This window comes from Parvibaculum sp. (assembly GCF_035511255.1).
GTDB lineage: Bacteria > Pseudomonadota > Alphaproteobacteria > Parvibaculales > Parvibaculaceae > Parvibaculum.
Window position 1 is genome coordinate 1 of sequence record NZ_DATKFR010000503.1, and the last position, 1,761, is coordinate 1,761.

A 1,761-nucleotide genomic window follows, 5' to 3' on the forward strand; every position below is an offset into this window, starting at 1 on the left:
TGCCCTATGTCGAGCGCATGGGTTTCACGCATATCGAATTGATGCCCGTCATGGAGCACCCCTTCGGCGGCTCATGGGGCTATCAACCCCTGAGCCAATATGCGCCGACCGCCCGCATGGGCGAGCCCGACGGCTTCGCGCACTTCGTCGACCGCTTCCACGAAGCGGGCATCGGCGTATTGCTCGACTGGGTGCCGGGGCATTTCCCGAACGATGCCCACGGCCTCGTCCGGTTCGACGGCACCGCGCTCTACGAGCATGAAGACCCGCGCGAAGGCTTCCATCCCGACTGGCATTCGATGATCTACAATTTCGGCCGCAACGAGGTCGTCAACTTCCTGATCGGCAGCGCGCTTTTCTGGCTCGAGCGTTTCCATGTCGACGGGCTGCGCGTCGACGCGGTCGCCTCGATGCTCTACCGCGATTACAGCCGCAAGGCCGGCGAATGGATTCCGAATATCCATGGCGGCCGCGAAAACCTCGAATCGATCGCGCTCCTGCGCAATCTCAACCGCGTCATCGGCGAACGCTGCCCCGGCGCCATCATGCTCGCCGAGGAATCGACCGCCTGGCCCGGCGTCACCCACGACACCGAACATGGTGGCCTCGGCTTCACCTACAAATGGAACATGGGCTGGATGCACGACACGTTGAAATACATGTCGGAAGATCCGATCCATCGCCGCTACCACCACGATGAAATGACCTTCGGCATGATCTATGCGTTCAACGAACGCTTCCTGCTGCCGCTCTCACACGACGAAGTGGTGCATGGCAAGGGTTCGCTGATCGGCAAGATGCCCGGCGACGCATGGCAGAAATTCGCCAATCTGCGCGCCTATTACGGCTTCATGTGGACGCATCCCGGCAAGAAGCTCCTCTTCATGGGCGGCGAGATCGCGCAGTGGCACGAGTGGAACCACGACCGCTCGATCGAGTGGGGCCTTCTCGACAATCCCGCGCATCTCGGCGTGCAGCGGCTGGTGCGCGACCTCAATCACGTCTATGCGGCCGAGCCCTCGCTTCATGTGAAGGATTGCGAGCCCGGCGGCTTTGCCTGGCTCGTCGGCGACGATCGCGCGAACAGCGTCTTCGCCTATGAGCGCAGCGCGCCGGGCCATGCGCCCGTCATCGCGATCTGCAACATGACGCCGGTGCCGCGCCATGATTATCGCATCGGCGTTCCGCATGGCGGCGCCTGGCGCGAATGCCTCAATACCGACGCGGACATCTATGGCGGTTCGAATGTCGGCAATGGCGGCGTCATCCACGCCGACGACATTGCGAGCCACGGGCGGCCGGCATCGCTTCGCCTCACCCTGCCGCCGCTTGCCACACTCATTCTGAAGCCGGGAACCTGATCATGCAGAACCTTCGCGACCGCATGACGTCCGGGCTTCCATATCCTCTCGGCGCAACATGGGACGGACTCGGCACGAATTTCGCCGTCTTCTCCGCCAATGCGGAGAAGATCGAGCTTTGCATCTTCGATCCCTCCGGCCGCCGCGAAGTGGCGCGCTACGAGCTTCCGGAATGCACCGACGAGGTCTGGCACGGCTATCTGCCCGACGCGCTGCCCGGGCTTCTCTACGGTTACCGTGCCTATGGCCCCTATCGGCCGACGGAGGGCCATCGCTTCAATCCGCACAAGCTGCTCGTCGATCCCTACGCCCGGCAGATCAACGGGCCGGTCCGCTGGTCGGATTCGCTTTTCGGCTACAGGCTGCATTCGCCGCGCGCCGATCTCTCCTTCGACCGCCG

1 protein-coding gene and 1 pseudogene are annotated in these 1,761 nt (G+C 63.3%); both read left to right on the forward strand.

Annotated elements, in window-relative coordinates; genetic code table 11:
- On the forward strand, nucleotides 1-1,361 hold a 1,361-nt coding region (glgB, locus tag VMR03_RS18610; RefSeq protein WP_325407913.1), incomplete at its 5' end, for a 1,4-alpha-glucan branching protein GlgB.
- A gap of 2 nt (nucleotides 1,362-1,363) precedes the next feature.
- Nucleotides 1,364-1,761 (forward strand): annotated as a pseudogene (locus VMR03_RS18615) (glycogen debranching enzyme GlgX); the annotation flags it as partial.